The sequence below is a fragment of the Pseudidiomarina gelatinasegens genome (assembly GCF_004025325.1).
GTDB classification, from domain to species: domain Bacteria; phylum Pseudomonadota; class Gammaproteobacteria; order Enterobacterales; family Alteromonadaceae; genus Pseudidiomarina; species Pseudidiomarina gelatinasegens.
This window is the reverse complement of the sequence record NZ_RSFE01000005.1, coordinates 137,492-153,650: the sequence shown is the minus strand read 5'-3', so window position 1 is coordinate 153,650 and position 16,159 is coordinate 137,492. Positions and strand designations below refer to the sequence as shown.

Genomic DNA, 16,159 nt, shown 5'->3' with positions numbered 1-16,159 from the left:
AAAGGGTCATGAGCGTACCGGCCATACAAACCGCCTTACAGCAAATGCAGGCGATGAAAACAGAAGTGGCGGCGCCTGCAGCGCAGGTAAATTTGAATGTGCAGCCTGGCGTACAAACGGGTGGTTTTGCCGGGGAATTGAAAAATTCAATTGACCGCATTAATGCACTGCAGCAAACCGCAGCAGCGAATACCACGGCGTTTCAGCTGGGTGATCCAAACGTATCGCTAAACCAGGTTATGGTAGACAAACAAAAAGCAGGGCTTGCCTTTGAAATGGGTGTGCAAGTGCGCAATAAGTTGGTGAGTGCTTATAAAGATATTATGAATATGCAGGTTTAATGGGCGCTTACAGAAGAGGCATTATGCCTCTTCTCTTACGAGCAAACCTGACATGGTATGAAGATGCTCTGCAACACGGATGACTTCTTCAGTTGGAATTTGACGAATGACTTCACCGGATTCCTGACTGACAATTTTCACCACGATTTTCCCAGCCTCATCGTGCAATTCAAAATGAATGCCGTAGTTGTTCATGACTTCGTTAATTTGCTGCACCGGTTTAATTAGCTCATCACGCTTTAACTCGCGTTGAACTTCACTTTGTCGAACGGCGGGAAGCTGTTGTAACACACGGTCTAAGCGCTGGCGTTCTGCCGCGGCATGAGTTACGGGCCAGTTTGTAGTCGCTTCATTGATTGGCGAGGCCATAGAGTATCTCCAAAATAGACGAAACAATTTTCGCTTCATTCAAGTTATCGGCAGCTACTGTACAAACTTTAGACGCGTATCAGGTGAGCTAGAGTTTTGACGCGAACTCACTAACTTTACGGTATAAATTAGCGACGGCGGTAAGCGCAACTTGCTCACTGTCGTCCAGATCAAGCAGGGTGTTTTCTGGGCGTTTACCTGCTGGCTGCAAGATGTCTGCATAACGATTTAATAGATGCTCAAGGTTCATTTGAATCATCATCAGTTCAAGTTGAAATTCTTGTTGTAAAACTTCATAGCGGCTGCGTTGTGACGCATCTTTGCTGTTCGCAATAATCGCGCGAAGCTTGGTGTCGAGAATAAATTCGACCGTTTTTAATTTTGGGATAACGTCGTTAATGAGGTTTTCTGACGATATCCGCGAGCCTGTAGCGTTCATGAATCGTGCTCTTGCTAACTGTTACTAGAAACAAAACAGGCCCCCGAAGGAGCCTGTTAAATCGTCTTACGAAGCGAAGATTAACCCAACAGTGACAATACTGATTGAGGAACCTGGTTCGCCTGTGCTAATACTGAAGTACCAGCCTGTTGCAAGATTTGCGCACGGGTCATGTTTGATACTTCAACTGCATAGTCAGCATCTTCGATACGTGAACGTGCAGCAGACAAGTTGGTTGAAGTTGTTGCTAAGTTTTCAACAACTGAATCGAAACGGTTTAACGTGGCACCAAGGGTGCTGCGTGACGTGTCGATTGTTGACAACGCGGTGTCAACTGAGTCAATTGCTGCTTGAGCACTTGCCGCGTCGGTAACAGCTAATGCACCAACGCCTAATGTTGCTGACGTAGCATCAACTGTTGCAACTTGAATTGAGTCGTTTGCGGTAGTGTTTGAACCCACTTGAATTTGCAGTGGTGCTAAAGCGCTACCGTCTAACAAGTTCGTGCCGTTGAAGCTTGCGCCACCAGCGATACGATCAATTTCCGCAACACGTTCAGTGATTTCAGTTTGGATTGACGCGCGGTCATCGGCACTGTTGGTATCTGACGCTGCTTGAACTGCCAACTCACGGATACGCTGCAAGTTGTCATTGATTTGGTTTAAGCCACCTTCCATGGTTTGCACCATAGAGATACCGTCGTTTGCGTTACGCTGTGCTTGGCGCATACCGGTGATTTGTGCAGTCATTCGGTTTGCAATTGCTTGACCAGCTGCATCGTCTTTGGCGCTGTTAATACGCAGGCCTGAAGACAGACGCTCCATAGAAGTTTGCAGTGAAGACTGTGACTTCTGGAGGTTTTGCTGACCAATCAGCGAGGTCATGTTTGTATTGATAACTGACATAGTCTTATTCCTTCTGTTTCCAAATTAGGCTGCCATGTTTGGCCTGCCGTCACAGAGGGTTATCGGTGACTTAATGAAAACCTTTAGAAATATTTTTCAGAAAGTTGAATTTTTTTTTCAAAGCTTATCGGGCGCTTGCTATATTAAAGGCACTCGGCGCTCTGCCGATAAACGGAATATATAAAAATACAATAATGGAAAGGAGCATCGCGTGAGCGAGGCCACTGAAACGTCCGAAAATGAGTTTACGCCTATCAATAGCGTGGTTGAATTAGCGACTTACTATGACTCGTTAAGCCAGCCTGGCGTAGCTGTGTTGACGTTATTAGGCCCAGCCGAGAAAGATCATCCAGTGGTATTGGTTGAACAACTCGAAGAAGATTACTTACTGTTCGATCTCACAGCCATTCGTGATGTGGCGCCGCCGCTGCGGCGTGGTGGTAAATTCATCTTGTCAGGGTTTACACCGGGTGGGCTGGTTCGCAGTGGGCCGATGTCCATTCGTGAATTTACCACGGTTGAAAGTCGTCTATTAGCCTACGCAGACTGGCCAACAGAAATATTTGTGAAGCAGCGGCGAGCGAGTTTTCGAGCGACTTTGCGCATTGGCATGGAAGTTGGCGTGCATGTGCGCAGTAAAGACAATGACAAAGACGAGTTGGTCGAGCTGCAAGGTGACCTAAAAGACTTGTCAGCTACCGGCTGCCTGGCGGAATTTTTTATGCAAGATGGCGTGTCGCGGGTGTTGCCGGATATTGCCACAGAAATTGAGCTGTATTTTCCGAATGGCACATCCTTTGAAGTCAAAGCCAAAGTGCGCCATTTAAAAACCGACAACGACAGGCAGGTGCTTGCAGTTGGTTTCGAGTTTGAAAATGTGAGCAAGCCACAAGAACGCGAAATATGGGGCTATGTACGTGAGATAGAACGTGAAGCTTCGCGCAGTGCCGGTAATGGTGAGAGCCGCAGCGAATCTGAATTATTCCGCGTTCATGATGAAAATGACAAAAAGCTTAGCCGCCGTCATGCACACACCTATGCAACCCCAATGGCACGAAGGTTGGCGCGCATCGCGGGCTATCTAGACAGCCAAATGGTGGTGATGAAGCAAGGGCAGCCGGTGAACTCCTCACAATTATCATTGCATGCCGACCGCGTGCTCGACATGCTTGAAGATGATCGGCAAGAAACCTTATTTGCAGTGCATTGCATTCATCGCGAATCGCGCTGGGTAAAACATGGATTGGCGGTTGCCGTTCGACTGGCGGATTTATTAAACGCGGCGAAAATGCCACGCGATTTGCGCAAAGCGGTGGTTGCCGGCGCTATGGTTCACGACCTCGGCAAAGGAACCTTGCCGCCTGAAATTTGGCGTGCGACAACCTTAAGCACCGATGTTTATGAAGAAATGCAAACGCATGTTGAAGCGATTATTGAAAAGCTTGATGGCGTGAAGTGGCTTGCACCGGTTGTTCGGGAAAACGTGATAGCCCAAATTAATGAACGACTGGACGGATCAGGGTATCCGAATGGTTTACGTGGTGCCCACTTAGGCCAGCTTGCGCGCGCTGCTGCGGTGGTTGATGCAGTGGATGCCATGCAACGCAACCGACCAGACCGACCGGCGATTTCAACGGTTGCAGCGGGCAAGTCGATGCAAACACGCACCGAGCAATTTGATGAAGCATGGGTTAAGCGCTACAACGCACACTTCGGTCCGTTACCTGTGGGTACACTATTGCGCTTTGAAAAAGGTAATTTTGCTTGGGTGGTTGGGCTGGATGCAAAAAAACGCGTCAATCGAGTTCGTGTTTCTCCTCATAAATTAGCTCCTGACGATAAGCTGGGGCCGCCGTTAGAAGGTAGCGCCATGGCAGAGTTAGGACGCATTCGCGAAGTTTTAATTCCAGAAAGCTAAAGTTGTTCAAATTGCGGCCGATAAAATGAAAAGACGGGTTTAGCGTCGCCTTTTATCGGTTTTGATTTGAATTTATTCAGGCAAACTGGTTTGTATCAAGAGTAGGGGTTTTCACCATGGCATCTATTGCAGCATTAGGTATTGGTTCAGGATTAGACCTGAACGGCTTGCTGAATCAGCTCGAAGCGTCAGAGCGGCAGCGATTGCAACCTATTACCCAGCAGCAGCGTAGCTTCGAAGCACGCATTTCAGCTTATGGCAAACTGCAAAGCGCGTTAACTAAATTTCAAGATGCAACCAGCGCCTTAAATCTGAGCACCACGTATAAAGCGACAAAAAGCGCAGTTAACAGCGACGCCTTAACCGTTGCTGCTGCTAGCAACACCCCGCCAGGCACTTATAACGTTGACGTAACAGGTTTGGCGCGTGCATATACCATTGCAACCCAAGGGGTAGCTGATAGCGCTGCACAGCTGGGAGCTGGAGCGGGCAACATCAGTTTTACCCTCGCCAATGGCACCAGTCACAGCATTGATTTAGCCGACGGCAGTACATCGTTGGAAGATGTACGTAATGCAATTAACAACGGCCAGTCAGACGTGCAAGCGTCGATAATTAATGACGGCAGCGGCACGCCATATCGTTTAGTTCTTAACTCAGCGACTACGGGTACTGAGGCCAGTATTACAAACATCACTTACGGCGGAGCGTTAGCCGGCAATTTAGCCAGCGATGCAGCAACCGAAACCTTAGCAGAGAATGCTGAGCTGGCCGTAAACGGCATTGCCATTACCAGTCAGACCAATGTCGTGGAAGATGCTATTCAAGGGGTTACCTTGTCCTTAGCCAAGCCAGGGCAAGCGCAAGTGAGCATCACCCGTGATGCAGAAGCAATAACGGGGCAAGTTGAAGAATTCGTGACGGCTTATAATGAGCTGCAAACACTGGTCACAAAAATGACCGACTACGATGTTGGCTCAGACACGCCCGGTCAATTGTTAGGCGACAGTGGTGTGCGCACCATTCAGTCGCGCATGAGTGCCCTAATGGGGGAAACGGTTACCGGTCAGTTCTCAATGCTAAGCGATATTGGTATTTCCCGTGAGTTAGGCGGGCAGCTAAAAATTGATGAAAACAAACTCGCGGCAGTGGTGCAAAACGACTTACCGAAGCTGCAAGAGTTTTTAGCGGGTTCAGACACAGTTCAAGGTTTTGCTGAAAAAGCAAAAACGACGCTGACAAACCTGCTCGCTGATGACGGACCGATACAGAGTCGTCTTAAAGGTTTTGAAAGCACTATTGAGCGTCTTGATGAGCGTTACTTTCGTGAAGAGCAACGCATTGCATCCACGGTAGATATCTATCGTAAGCAATTCGCACAAATGGACAGCATGATCGCAAGTATGAATTCCACCAGTGCTTATTTGACGCAGCAGTTTAGCTCGTTAAATGCACAGCTGAATAAGTCGTAGAGCATCGACCAGGAGTTTTTATTATGTATGGAATGAGAGGTGCTGCGGCTTATGGCCGTGTTGATGTGGAAAGTCATGTGTTGGCAGCAAGCCCCCACAAACTGATAGCCATGTTATTTGACGGTGCGCAAAAGCAAATCAAGGCAGCCAAGCTGCACCTTGAGAATAACAATCTTGCGCAAAAGTCGGTGGCTATTGCGAAGGCACTCGATATTGTAAATCAAGGGCTGTTGTCTGCGCTTGATAAACAACAAGGCGGAGAGCTCGCCGAGCGCTTAGAAGCGCTATACGAGTACGTTGCCAGCTTACTGCTCAAGGCCAACCTAAAAAACGACGTGGCCAAGCTTGATGAAGCCGCTGGATTGCTCGAGCAAATCGGCTCAGCATGGCGAGAAATTCAACCACAGGTTGAGGGAGCGTAAGGCTGTGGCCGCGCAACCGCAAGTACAACCGGATTACGTGATGACACCGACGGAGGTCATAATGTCGTATCACATGCTGTTAGAGCATTCGAATAAAATGCTTGCTAGTGTGCGCAATGAAGATTGGGATACCTTGATAGAAGCAGAAGTTGAGTATGTTCGCGAGGTAGAGCGGTTGAGTCATGCCGAAGCCCAAGTGCAGCTGTCTGAAGATCAGCAGTTGGATAAATTACAACTTTTGAGCACCATCATGGACCAAGACCGAGAAGTTCGCGAAAGACTTGTCGCACGGCGTGCCATGTTGGAGCAAACGTTGCTCAGCATGCAGAAAAAGCAGAAGCTTGAGCACAGCTATCGCAATTGAGCAGTATCACGCCACTGTTGGACACGTTGGTCCATCAGGTTGCCAAGCAACGTTCGACAGTGGAGTTATTGCCGCGTCACACCCTGCCGGTGGCGCCGATTCAAGCAGCAGCGAGTACCACTGAGTTTAGTCAGGCCGGTCAGCAAGTTGCACGACTTATCAGCTTAATTCAATCATTTCAGCAACAAATTCCGCAACAGCAGCTTAATCAAGGCGCTGGCGGTTTAATAAAGCCAGATACCCCGTTATTTCAAACCGCACAAAAGCTCGACGTATTGACATTGATGGGTCGATTACAGACTTTAGTGAAGGACTCAGGCGTATTTTACGAAGCGCTATTGGCGCGATGGGCGGCTGACAAAATCCCGTTCCTTCAAGTGCGGCAGCAACCGCAGAATCTTGGTCAATTTCAAGCAAGCGCACCTCAAATTCAAAAGATTCTCAGTCAACAACTTGAGGTTTTGAATTCAGGTATGCTGCGTATGGAAACCGAGTTATGGCCACAGGCTCACTTGCAATGGTTGGTGCAACCTGATGTAAACCCGCTGGTACAGCGATGGCGCGATCAACAGCGTAAGCAACAAGGCGAGTCACCAGAACCTCCTGCCTGGACCAGCGAGCTCAAGTTAAGTTTGCCGAATGTAGGCGAAATACGCGCACAAATGCGATTTGAGCAAAAGCGTTTAACCATGCAACTGCAGTGTGCTGAGCAGCTGGTACCTTCGTTGCAACAAGCAACATCGCGGTTGATTGCTCGGTTGCGTGTTGGGGCTGGTGTTGAAATTGACGAAATACCAGTAAGAAGGTTGCCACAATGAGTGACCATGATCAGTTAAATAAAAAAGCAATTGCATTACGCTATCAAGAATTTGAACCCGCACCTAAAGTGGTTGCAAAGGGGGACGGATTGGTTGCGGATAAAATCATTGCAACGGCAAAAGCTCACGGTGTGTTTGTACATGATTCGCCAGAACTCGTCGCGCTTTTATCGCAGATTGACCTTGATGATTATGTACCACAAACGCTTTGGCTAATTGTTGCTGAATTGTTGATATGGGCAAAAGGGGTGGACGCAACACCTTGATAGCTTGTAATTAATGGACGACTAATCAACAAAATACATACAAATATGTATACATTCCATACTGTAAAGATTGAAACTTTTCATTGACCGACACTGTAAAGATTTGCTAAAGATCGCGTTAAGAACGAAAAACAATCGGTAGTGTTGGAGAAATACCCCCCCATGAGTCAGAACAAAACAATTTCTGAATTACAGGAACTAAACTTGAGTTACTTGATGTTAGTTCAGAAGTTAATCGTAGAAGATCGCGATACAGCAATTTTTCGTTTGAAAATCGATGATGATCTTGCTGATTTCATCGCAGATATGTCCGCTCGAGAACTGACCATGTTAGCTCGACAATCACACAGTTTTTTGCAGCCTAATTTAGGCTCTGTCAGTCAGTTAAAAGCTATTCTGACCAACAAACGTGATACTGGCATGCAAGCCACTCATTTAGCAATGCATATGGCATCTGCTTAACTAGGTTAACCACAAGGATTAGCTCTGGTGAGTACCACGAAGCTTCTTGAAGAACTGAATCAGGTGCAACTGGCTATAGAGCTCATTGAGTTGGGCGCTCGGTTACAAGTACTTGAGTCTGAAGTTAGTTTAAATAGGGGCCGATTAGTTAGGTTGTATAAAGAAGTGGCGGGTAAATCACCACCAAAAGGCATGCTACCGTTTTCCACAGACTGGTTCATGACTTGGCAACCGAATGTGCACTCATCGTTTTTCTATAATATTTATATTCGATTGCGTGAAGGCCAACGATTAGAGCGAATGCAAGCTTTTATCAAGGCTTACAAACTGTATCAAGAACACATTCAAATCTGTGGCGAAGAAGAAGTGCTGGCGCTCACGCGGGCATGGACCTTAGTGCGTTTTTTTGAAAGCGATATGTTTCAGTTGTCTAAATGTACATGCTGCGGTCTAAACTTCGTAAATCATGCGCATACGCCAGATACAAACTATATGTGTGGTGTGTGCCAACCTCCGTCCCGAGCAGGTAAACCGCTGCGAAAGAATTCGGTAAAATCTCTAAAAGAAATTTAAGTTGCGGCTACCCGCGCCGATAAACCATATAGATGTGTTTTATTGGATAAGGAAGCGGCAGTGTTAATCCCTCTTGGCTTTATAATTGTTCTAGTATCCGTGTTTGGCGGATTCGCGCTTGCAGGTGGAGCTCTCGGCCCCTTATTCCAGCCGCTGGAGTTTATGATTATTGGCGGCGCTGGCTTGGGTGCATTTATTGCTGCGAATAACGGCAAGGCTATCAAGGCAACCGTACAGTCCTCAAAACGTCTAAAAGCATCGAGCAAGTACAATAGTGAAACGTACCTCGAACTCCTCGCGGTTATTTATAAGCTGCTCAACAAAATGCGCCGCGACGGTATGCTAGCGGTCGAACGTGATATCGAAAGCCCCGATGAGAGCGCAATTTTTCAAGAACACCCGGAAATACTTGAAGACCCCATGATGCTAAATTTCATTGCCGATTACTTACGGTTAATGATTAGTGGCAACATGAACCCGCAAGAACTCGATGAGCTCATGCTTCACGAAATCGAAACCTTTGAAGCCGAAGCTGAAATCCCTGCGGACGCACTGCATAAAGTCGGCGATGCAATGCCTGCATTTGGTATCGTAGCTGCCGTTTTAGGTGTGGTTCGCGCACTGAGTAATGCTGATGTACCCCCGGACGTTATGGGCACGATGATAGCCCACGCATTGGTAGGTACGTTTCTTGGTATTTTGCTCGGTTATGGCTTTATCAATCCATTGGCCAGTCGTATCGAACGGCAAGTGGTTGAAATGGTAAAAGCACTGCAGGTAATCCGCGTAACGTTGCTGGCGAGTATGCATGGTTATGCACCGCAATTGGCTGTTGAATTCGGCCGCAAAGCGCTGCATACCTCAGAACGGCCTAGCTTTACCGAGCTTGAAGAGCATGTCCGTGGCGCGAAAGCGGAGTCGTAACTATGTCTGACCAACAGCGCCCAATCATAATTCGCCGCAAGAAGATCGTTAAAAAGCATCATGGCGGAAGCTGGAAAATTGCTTTGGCGGATTTTATGACGGCACTGATGGCGCTGTTTTTGGTGATGTGGATACTGGCGATGTCGAGTGAAAAAGAGCGGCAGAGTATTTCCGAATATTTTCGCACGCCATTACTTGTAGCAATGGCTGGCGGTGAAAAATCCAGTAATGCGGCGAGTGTTATTCAGGGGGGCGGCGCCGACCCGACACATATGGATGGTGAGCAAGCACGAATTGATATGCGCCGAGAAACTCGCCCAGCTGATGTGCGTCGGCACTTTAATGAAATTCGTCGTCGCGTTGAAGCAGCTATCGAGGCCGATCCTGTATTGCGAGCCCTCAAAGCACAGATGCGTTTTGATGTGACCCGAGAGGGGTTGCGCATTATGATGCTGGATACCGAAACTAAGCCGATGTTTGAGGTGGGGAGTGACCGTATTGCTCCTTATATGGAGCGGTTGTTGCGCACCCTAGCGCCGTTGTTAAACGAAATACCCAACGAGATCACCATCAGTGGGCATACGGATAGTTTGCCTTATGCGGGCGGCGAGAGTGGTTACAGTAACTGGGAGCTTTCTGCAGATCGTGCGAACGAATCACGCAAGGCGTTATTAGCTGGGGGCTATGAATCTGACCGTTTGTTATTAGTGATGGGTGCCGCCGACAGAATTCCGCTAGATGGCACTGAGCCAGAAGACCCCCGCAACCGGCGGATAACCATTGTTGTGCATACCTCGGAATCTGCCGAATTCATCAAGCGTCAGGGCTACTTCCCACAAGACCAGGAAGAGTTTGAACTGGAGCAGCAACAACTTATCAATCAGCAGTTTGAAGAAGAAGCTCAAGCGACCGATCAAACAAAACAGAAATAAGGGGTTCTAACCCCCCTTTTCTTCCCTTCAAAGCCATTTGCCTTGCGGCATACTTGTCGGCATGGTCCCAACGTGTCACTTAAATACAAGCGCAAATGGCAGACGAGCAATCCAGCGATCAGGAAAAGACAGAAGAACCCACGGCCCGAAGATTAGACAAATCTCGGGAAGAAGGTCAGGTTGCGCGTTCGCGCGAGCTGACCACGTTTGTGATCCTGTTTGGTGGCGTCATTATGCTTTGGGTGATGGGCAGCTCCATGTACCAAAATCTTGGTTTAGTGATGGAGCAGGCATTTCTGTTTGATCGTTCGCAAATAGCTGAGTCAGGGCCCATGCTTCAAAACGTGCTTGAACTCGGACAGTCCGCATTGTTCTCGTTACTGCCCTTATTTGCCGCTATGGTGGTATTTGCCTTAGTGGCACCAGCGCTACTTGGTGGTTGGATTGTTTCAGCCAAAGGTATGGCACCAAAACTTGAAAAATTAAACCCTATTAAAGGGTTAAAGCGTGTGTTCTCTTCGCAAGCACTGGCTGAACTGGGCAAAGCAATTGCAAAAACGGTTTTGGTTGGTGGCGTGTTGATTCTGTTTTTATGGCAACAAAAAGCAACGTTTTTGCGCCTTATGAGTCTTGAAGTTAAACAAGCCTTGGTTGAGGCAATGAGTTTGGCGGCAATGGCTTGCTTCTTGATGGTGTTAACGTTACTGGTTGTAGTTGCCTTTGACGTGCCGTTTCAGTTGTTCACACACACCAAGAAACTGCGCATGTCCAAAGATGAAGTAAAGCGTGAAAACAAAGAAACAGACGGCGACCCCCACGTTAAAGGAAAAATTCGGCAGCAACAGCAAGCAATGGCGAGACGTCGGATGATGACTGAAGTGCCCAAGGCTGACGTGATTGTGACCAACCCCACGCACTATGCGGTTGCGCTAAAGTATGATGAAGATGGTATGGGGGCGCCGCGCGTTGTTGCCAAAGGAGCAGACTTAGTGGCTCAGCGAATTCGTAAACTTGCCGACGAGCATAACGTTCCCCGCCTTGAAGCTGCACCGCTAGCACGTGCTCTGCATACGCATGTTGATTTAGGCCATGAAATTCCAGCGCCGTTGTACACGGCTGTGGCAGAGGTTTTGGCTTGGGCCTTCCAATTAAAACGAGCTCAACAAGGGGCTGCGGTGACTCCGCCGATGCCGAAAGCAATTGCTATTCCGTCAGATTTTGAGGTGCCGGCATCATGAATTTAAGTTTAAATGGTTTAGCCTCAAGCCTGCGTTCAGCAGAGTATCAAGTGCTTGTCGGGCCGGTGCTTATCTTGCTTATTTTGGCGATGATGGTATTGCCACTCCCGCCGTTTGCCTTGGATTTTTTGTTTACCTTCAATATCGCGCTGTCATTGATGGTGTTGTTGGTGAGCATGTTCACGGAAAAGCCGCTAGAGTTTGCTGCGTTCCCTGCAGTACTGCTTTTTTCAACGCTGTTACGCCTCTCGCTGAACGTGGCCTCAACACGCGTAGTGCTGATGGAAGGCCATAATGGGGGCGATGCAGCAGGTAAAGTCATTGAGGCCTTTGGACAGTTCTTGGTAGGCGGAAACTTTGCTGTCGGCCTGGTGGTGTTCCTAATTTTGGTGATCATCAACTTTATGGTAATTACCAAAGGTGCCGGCCGAATTGCCGAAGTAGGTGCGCGCTTTACCTTGGATGCAATGCCTGGCAAACAAATGGCAATCGACGCTGACCTTAACGCTGGATTAGTTGGTGAAGAAGAAGCGCGTCGTCGTCGTCAGGAAGTTGCGCAAGAGGCCGAGTTTTACGGTTCCATGGATGGCGCAAGTAAATTTGTTCGTGGTGACGCAGTCGCTGGCATGGTTATCATGGTAGTGAATATCATTGGTGGCCTACTGATTGGCGTTATGCAGCACAACATGAGTGCTGGTGCAGCTGCAGAAACATACGTGCTTCTAACCATTGGTGATGGGTTGGTGGCACAAATTCCTGCGTTGATCATTTCTACTGCAGCTGGCGTTACCGTGTCGCGCGTGAACACTGAACAAGACGTGGGACAGCAATTAATCAAGCAGTTGTTTGTGAGCCCTAAAGTGTTAATGCTGGCTGCTGGTGTAATTGGTATGTTGGGGTTGGTGCCGGGCATGCCGAATTTCATTTTCTTATTGTTCACCGCCATGCTGGGTGGTTTCGCTTGGTACTTGCAGCAACAACAAAGCAAGCAAAAAGTTGCTGATGCCCAGGCAAATACTGCGGTGCCAGCACCTTCATTTAGCGCACCCGAAGCGAGTTGGAACGACGTTCAGTTGGTGGATACGTTGGGTATGGAAGTGGGCCATCGCTTGATTTCATTGGTTGATGACAATCAACAGGGTGAACTGCTTGGTCGCATTAAAAGCGTACGAAAAAAATTCGCACAAGAAGTCGGTTTTTTGCCGCCGGTGGTTCATATACGTGACAATTTAGAACTGCAGCCAAACACTTACACCATCACTCTAAAAGGTGGTGAAGTTGGTCGCGCTGAAATCTACCCTGACCGCTGGTTAGCGATTAATCCGGGTCAGGTGAGTGGTGATGTTGACGGTATCGCTACCACCGACCCGGCATTCGGTTTGCCGGCCATCTGGATACAACAAGATCAACGTGAACATGCGCAAATATACGGGTACACAGTGGTGGATGCCAGTACTGTGGTTGCCACCCACTTAAATCATTTATTACAACGTTTTGCGTCGGATTTGTTAGGGCGACAAGAAGTGCAACAGTTGGTTGATAAGCTCTCAGAAGAAAACAAAGCCTTGGTTGAAGACGTGGTGCCCAAATGTGTTACCGTGACGACCCTGCAACGGGTATTGCAAAACTTGTTGGACGAAGATGTTTTAATTCGTGATTTAAGAACAATTTTTGACACTTTAGCGGAGTTTGAAGGGCAGCAAACCGACGCGCACGAGTTAACTGCGCGGGTGCGCATGGCTTTGGGGCGTAATATTACGCAGAAATGGTTTGGTGGTGAACGTGAATTGCAAGTTATTGGCCTTGATGTGTCGCTCGAGAATATGTTGAGTCAAGCTTTGCAGCAAAACAGTTCGTTGGAACCCGGCCTTGCCATGACACTGCAAGAGCAAACTCAGCAAGCGATGCAACGCGCTGAAACAATGGGCTTGGCGCCTGTGGTTGTAGTACCACATCACTTACGGCCGTTACTAGCTCATTTCTTGCGACGCCAATTGCGCGATTTGGTGGTACTATCGCAAGCTGAAATTCCAGATGATCGAACGATTAAAGTAGTCAGTGTAATCGGAGGGTCAGCATGACCATAAGGCGCTTTAACGCAGCCAGCCATAAAGATGCGATGCGCAAAGTGCGTGATGCACTGGGTGAGGATGCGGTGATCGTGTCTTCACGAAAAGTGGCTAATGGTGCCGAAGTGTTTGCAATCGGCGAAGCCGACTTAGCACAATTACATAATGATGAAGCACCCCAAACACAGTTGCCACAGTCAAATTCAGACATCTCGAGTGTTGCGGAACAGCTGCTAAGCGACGTGCAAGACATGCGCGCATTATTGAGCCAGCAGCAGGGTGTAAAAGTACAGGATGATAACCGTAAACGTTTATACCGCCAGCTGCGCGCTGGTGGGTTTAGTGACGAGCTGGCACGTCAATTGGTTGCTTTGCTCCCCAGCGCTTTAAACCATTCGAGCAAAAATTACGCAGACGCATTGAAATGGTTGCAACAGCAACTTTTGGCGCGCGTGGCGCACCAGTCCAATATGCAGCCCGCCGATTGGGAGCTGTTGCAGCATCGGGGTGTTATGGCGTTGGTGGGGCCGACAGGCGTCGGTAAAACCACAACCACGGCGAAACTGGCCGCCAACTATGTGATGCAGCATGGCAACGACAGTTTACTGCTGGTGACCACCGACAGTTATCGCATTGGTGCACAACAGCAACTCGCTATTTATGCGGAGTTGCTTGACGTTGAAATGCATGCGTTGGCGGACGGCGATAGCTTGGATGCGCTGGCTGAAAAAATGCAGGGCAAGCGCTTAGTACTGGTAGACACGGTAGGAATGAGCCAACGTGATCAGCGACTCGCACAAAAAATTGCTGCGTTAGGTAGTGCGGAGTACCGCGACGCGACACGTATTGTGTTGCTATTGAATGCTGCGGCACAACAAGAAACCTTGGATGAAGTAGCGCGAATTTATAAGCGCATTGCGCAGGAAAGTGAGCTCGCGATTAGCGACTGTATACTGACTAAATTGGATGAAACGGCACGCATGGGTGGCGTGTTGGATACCGTGATTCGGCACCACTTGCACGTACAAGCGGTTTCCGATGGGCAGCAGGTACCTGAAGATTTACGCGTGCCCGACATTGAGCAACTCATTGCTGATACGCTGACGTTTGAACTGAACGAATCGATGCTGGCCGCCAGCGAATGGGAAGCTTCTGGGAATCAGTTGGAGCCCAGTCAAGTGTTTACCCATGGGCATTTAATTCAAGCCAGTATGCAGAAACTGCGTGCACAGATACCGCATTTCGACATGTTTAGTGAAACCATGCGAACAGGAGCAGTGCCGAAACAATGGCAGACCTCGGCTTTTCCTGACCAACTGGACGTGATTCGTTGGGCAGCGCCACAGCCACTGCAAGGTTGGCGGCATTTAACACCGCATTTGGGCTTAAATAGAAAGGGTTTGCCGCTGTTGCCACCGGTTTTGCAGAACCGAGATATGCCAATATTGCCGGACATGGCGTTCGCACCCGTGCAATTGTTTGATTATTTACCAGAAACCACACTGTTAGATATTTTTAGTGAGCATCAAACCGGCTGGTTGGCGACATTGAACGTGAATCATAGGATGCACGCGAATGGGCGCACTTATAGCGTGAGTGAGCTGATCAAAGTACATGGTATCCCACTCGCTAAACATACGATAAATTATCGTGGTGAACGGCGCCGGCTTGAACTAACCATTGCGGCTGCCCAGTCGGATAAAAGCGAACAGATATATCAGGTCATTGCTGGCGAACTGCATGGCGGAACGGGGAAAAATCCGGTTCAGCGACGCTATTGGCTGGTTGACGAGCATTGCACCGCAGAGCAAGTTAGCGAGCGTGCACGCATGATGTTGCAAACTGAAGAATACGCGCGGTTAACGCGATTGGCTTGGCGCGGTCTTGCTGAGCAGCTAAAACCGCAATCAGATAGCGCGGCGATGGAACAATACCATTTAGGTTTAGCCGCGGCTTTAGCGGCGATAGCCATGCATGTTGAATATCAGGGGGCAGCGAATTTTGCTGGGTTACGTGGCGACTTGCTGAGCTTAAGTGGTAAGCGTGGCCGCGTGCAGGGTGATAAATTGGTACCTGCTATTTTGCATGTTGTTAAGGCCTATGAGTCTTTGGTGGCTGCTGGCCGCGATGTAGAGGCACAAGAAGTTAATCATGAGTGATCAAGCAGCGAGCTTACGGCAGTGGGCCGCGAAACGTAATGACGGTGATACCGTAACGGAAACAGTGACCCAACCTGCATCGACCGATCAGCAACAAGCTGACGTTGAGCAAGTTGTGGTGTTAGGATTAAACACTCTCACCCAGGAACAAGCACTGCAAGCCGTTACTGTTTTTCACCGATGGGCCGAGCAAGGTAAAAAATGGGTTGGTGATCCGGCGCGGTGGCGGGTTATTCCGGTTGCGTCCGATTATCCAAACATGGATAAGTTGGTAAGTACTTACCCTCGTTGGGCTGTCTGGATTGACAACGATATAAACAGTTTTAAACGCGCCTATGACGCACTTAAAACCATTAAACAAGCCGGTGGGCCAAAGCGTGTCATTGCATTACACCCACCCATAACGTCACGTAAAGGTTTATTGAATAATATCCAACACGTGGCGCAGGCTTATTTAGACATTGATGTTTTGGTATTTTCAGGCTGAA

The 16,159-nt window shown here is 48.5% G+C and carries 18 protein-coding genes; 15 read left to right on the top strand and 3 right to left on the bottom strand.

Translation table 11 applies throughout. The annotated features are described in order from the left end of the window. The first annotated feature begins 8 nt into the window (after positions 1-8). Entirely contained in the window at positions 9-341 is a 333-nt protein-coding gene (gene fliE, locus EGC76_RS08215) for a flagellar hook-basal body complex protein FliE (RefSeq protein ID WP_128352505.1), read from the top strand. A 21-nt stretch (positions 342-362) separates the two neighbouring features. Here the strand turns inward: fliE and EGC76_RS08210 are convergent, their stop codons facing one another. The 3 genes from EGC76_RS08210 to EGC76_RS08200 all read right to left on the bottom strand — a co-directional run bounded on the left by EGC76_RS08210 (position 363) and on the right by EGC76_RS08200 (position 2,054). Continuing rightward, positions 363-710: a flagellar protein FlaG gene (locus EGC76_RS08210; RefSeq protein WP_164876822.1), complete on the bottom strand. Its 348-nt coding sequence runs from the start codon at positions 708-710 to the stop codon at positions 363-365. An 88-nt stretch (positions 711-798) separates the two neighbouring features. Beyond that, a complete protein-coding gene (locus tag EGC76_RS08205; protein ID WP_128352503.1) occupies positions 799-1,149 on the bottom strand; it encodes a hypothetical protein in 351 nt (116 codons plus the stop codon). A gap of 80 nt (positions 1,150-1,229) precedes the next feature. Further along, on the bottom strand, positions 1,230-2,054 hold the full coding sequence (locus EGC76_RS08200; RefSeq protein WP_128352502.1) for a flagellin N-terminal helical domain-containing protein: 825 nt from the start codon (positions 2,052-2,054) through the stop codon (positions 1,230-1,232). A 211-nt stretch (positions 2,055-2,265) separates the two neighbouring features. Here EGC76_RS08200 and EGC76_RS08195 point away from each other — a divergent pair, with 211 nt between their 5' ends. The 14 genes from EGC76_RS08195 to EGC76_RS08130 all read left to right on the top strand — a co-directional run bounded on the left by EGC76_RS08195 (position 2,266) and on the right by EGC76_RS08130 (position 16,158). Next, positions 2,266-3,972 (top strand): HD domain-containing phosphohydrolase, encoded by a 1,707-nt coding sequence (locus EGC76_RS08195; RefSeq protein ID WP_128352501.1) that lies wholly within the window; start codon positions 2,266-2,268, stop codon positions 3,970-3,972. Positions 3,973-4,088: 116 nt separating this feature from the next. After that, complete coding sequence (fliD, locus tag EGC76_RS08190; protein ID WP_128352500.1) at positions 4,089-5,444, top strand: flagellar filament capping protein FliD; 1,356 nt, start codon at positions 4,089-4,091, stop codon at positions 5,442-5,444. 23 nt (positions 5,445-5,467) lie between these two features. Then, on the top strand, positions 5,468-5,866 hold the full coding sequence (gene fliS, locus EGC76_RS08185; protein ID WP_181950954.1) for a flagellar export chaperone FliS: 399 nt from the start codon (positions 5,468-5,470) through the stop codon (positions 5,864-5,866). A gap of 61 nt (positions 5,867-5,927) precedes the next feature. Further along, complete coding sequence (locus EGC76_RS08180) at positions 5,928-6,230, top strand: flagellar protein FliT (RefSeq protein WP_164876821.1); 303 nt, start codon at positions 5,928-5,930, stop codon at positions 6,228-6,230. Next, positions 6,227-7,048: a hypothetical protein gene (locus tag EGC76_RS08175; RefSeq protein WP_128352498.1), complete on the top strand. Its 822-nt coding sequence runs from the start codon at positions 6,227-6,229 to the stop codon at positions 7,046-7,048. The genes EGC76_RS08180 and EGC76_RS08175 overlap by 4 nt, the downstream gene beginning before the upstream one ends. Then, complete coding sequence (locus tag EGC76_RS08170; protein ID WP_128352497.1) at positions 7,045-7,314, top strand: EscU/YscU/HrcU family type III secretion system export apparatus switch protein; 270 nt, start codon at positions 7,045-7,047, stop codon at positions 7,312-7,314. Before EGC76_RS08175 ends, EGC76_RS08170 begins: the two co-directional genes overlap by 4 nt. Positions 7,315-7,476: 162 nt before the next feature. After that, entirely contained in the window at positions 7,477-7,776 is a 300-nt protein-coding gene (locus tag EGC76_RS08165) for a flagellar transcriptional regulator FlhD (RefSeq protein ID WP_128352496.1), read from the top strand. A 27-nt stretch (positions 7,777-7,803) separates the two neighbouring features. Next, positions 7,804-8,349: a flagellar transcriptional regulator FlhC gene (gene flhC / locus EGC76_RS08160; protein ID WP_128352495.1), complete on the top strand. Its 546-nt coding sequence runs from the start codon at positions 7,804-7,806 to the stop codon at positions 8,347-8,349. 60 nt (positions 8,350-8,409) lie between these two features. After that, positions 8,410-9,273, top strand: coding sequence for a flagellar motor stator protein MotA (motA, locus tag EGC76_RS08155; RefSeq protein ID WP_128352494.1), 864 nt, complete (start codon positions 8,410-8,412; stop codon positions 9,271-9,273). Positions 9,274-9,275: 2 nt separating this feature from the next. Continuing rightward, entirely contained in the window at positions 9,276-10,205 is a 930-nt protein-coding gene (motB, locus tag EGC76_RS08150) for a flagellar motor protein MotB (protein WP_128352493.1), read from the top strand. Between the two features lie 95 nt (positions 10,206-10,300). Beyond that, entirely contained in the window at positions 10,301-11,443 is a 1,143-nt protein-coding gene (gene flhB, locus EGC76_RS08145; protein WP_128352492.1) for a flagellar biosynthesis protein FlhB, read from the top strand. After that, positions 11,440-13,524 (top strand): flagellar biosynthesis protein FlhA, encoded by a 2,085-nt coding sequence (gene flhA, locus EGC76_RS08140; RefSeq protein WP_128352491.1) that lies wholly within the window; start codon positions 11,440-11,442, stop codon positions 13,522-13,524. Before flhB ends, flhA begins: the two co-directional genes overlap by 4 nt. Further along, positions 13,521-15,671: a flagellar biosynthesis GTPase FlhF gene (flhF, locus tag EGC76_RS08135; RefSeq protein ID WP_128352490.1), complete on the top strand. Its 2,151-nt coding sequence runs from the start codon at positions 13,521-13,523 to the stop codon at positions 15,669-15,671. Before flhA ends, flhF begins: the two co-directional genes overlap by 4 nt. Continuing rightward, positions 15,664-16,158: a hypothetical protein gene (locus tag EGC76_RS08130; RefSeq protein ID WP_128352489.1), complete on the top strand. Its 495-nt coding sequence runs from the start codon at positions 15,664-15,666 to the stop codon at positions 16,156-16,158. Before flhF ends, EGC76_RS08130 begins: the two co-directional genes overlap by 8 nt. The last annotated feature ends 1 nt before the right edge of the window (position 16,159 follow it).

Coding starts and splice junctions, on each gene's coding strand:
- fliE (WP_128352505.1), top strand. CDS start 9: ATGAGCGTACCGGCCATACAAACCGCCTTACAGCAAATGCAGGCGATG.
- EGC76_RS08210 (WP_164876822.1), bottom strand. CDS start 710: ATGGCCTCGCCAATCAATGAAGCGACTACAAACTGGCCCGTAACTCAT.
- EGC76_RS08205 (WP_128352503.1), bottom strand. CDS start 1,149: ATGAACGCTACAGGCTCGCGGATATCGTCAGAAAACCTCATTAACGAC.
- EGC76_RS08200 (WP_128352502.1), bottom strand. CDS start 2,054: ATGTCAGTTATCAATACAAACATGACCTCGCTGATTGGTCAGCAAAAC.
- fliD (WP_128352500.1), top strand. CDS start 4,089: ATGGCATCTATTGCAGCATTAGGTATTGGTTCAGGATTAGACCTGAAC.
- fliS (WP_181950954.1), top strand. CDS start 5,468: ATGTATGGAATGAGAGGTGCTGCGGCTTATGGCCGTGTTGATGTGGAA.
- EGC76_RS08180 (WP_164876821.1), top strand. CDS start 5,928: ATGTCGTATCACATGCTGTTAGAGCATTCGAATAAAATGCTTGCTAGT.
- EGC76_RS08170 (WP_128352497.1), top strand. CDS start 7,045: ATGAGTGACCATGATCAGTTAAATAAAAAAGCAATTGCATTACGCTAT.
- EGC76_RS08165 (WP_128352496.1), top strand. CDS start 7,477: ATGAGTCAGAACAAAACAATTTCTGAATTACAGGAACTAAACTTGAGT.
- motB (WP_128352493.1), top strand. CDS start 9,276: ATGTCTGACCAACAGCGCCCAATCATAATTCGCCGCAAGAAGATCGTT.
- flhB (WP_128352492.1), top strand. CDS start 10,301: ATGGCAGACGAGCAATCCAGCGATCAGGAAAAGACAGAAGAACCCACG.
- flhA (WP_128352491.1), top strand. CDS start 11,440: ATGAATTTAAGTTTAAATGGTTTAGCCTCAAGCCTGCGTTCAGCAGAG.
- flhF (WP_128352490.1), top strand. CDS start 13,521: ATGACCATAAGGCGCTTTAACGCAGCCAGCCATAAAGATGCGATGCGC.
- EGC76_RS08130 (WP_128352489.1), top strand. CDS start 15,664: ATGAGTGATCAAGCAGCGAGCTTACGGCAGTGGGCCGCGAAACGTAAT.